Annotated in this window: 2 protein-coding genes; both read left to right on the top strand. The window is 47.1% G+C overall.

Annotated features, from left to right (window positions below; genetic code table 11):
* A partial coding sequence (locus A3729_RS25840; protein WP_255376412.1) for an aconitase family protein occupies nucleotides 1-380 on the top strand: 380 nt, incomplete at its 5' end.
* Nucleotides 381-385: 5 nt separating this feature from the next.
* Nucleotides 386-673 (top strand): 3-isopropylmalate dehydratase small subunit (gene leuD, locus A3729_RS25835; RefSeq protein WP_068634425.1); only part of this gene is annotated, 288 nt, incomplete at its 3' end.

Below are 673 nucleotides of genomic sequence, written 5' to 3'. Positions count from 1 at the left end.
TTGGTTCTTGTACTAACTCAAGAATTGAAGATATTAGAGCGGCAGCAGAAGTGGTCAAGGGGCGCAAGGTTGCAGACTCTTTAACGCAGGCGCTGATTGTTCCAGGCTCTGGCTTGGTCAAGGAGCAAGCTGAGCAAGAAGGGCTGGATAAGATTTTCTTAGAAGCCGGTTTTGAATGGCGTGAACCGGGTTGCTCAATGTGCTTGGCAATGAATGCAGACAAGTTGGGTGAAGGCGAGCATTGCGCTTCAACTTCAAACCGTAATTTCGAAGGTCGCCAAGGCTTTGGTGGTCGTACGCATTTGGTTAGCCCTGCCATGGCCGCTGCGGCTGCCATAGCCGGTCACTTTGTTGATGTACGTGAATTTATTAAGGGGTAAAAGCGATGAAAAAGTTTACACAAGTTAAAGGTATCGTTGCTCCGATTGATCGTGCCAATGTCGATACCGATATGATTATGCCAAAGCAGTTCCTTAAGTCGATCAAGCGCACGGGCTTTGGTATTAACTTATTTGATGAGTTGCGCTATTTGGATGAAGGCTATCCTGGGCAAGACTGTTCAAAGCGCCCATTGAATATGGACTTTTCGCTTAACCAGGCGCGCTATCAGGGGTCAAATATTCTTATTGCACGTCAAAACTTTGGTTGTGGTTCATCTCGTGAACATGCGCCT

The sequence above is a fragment of the Oleiphilus sp. HI0043 genome, assembly GCF_001634935.1.
The sequence above is the reverse complement of the archived record's forward strand: the minus strand, read 5'-3'. Positions and strand labels throughout refer to the sequence as shown.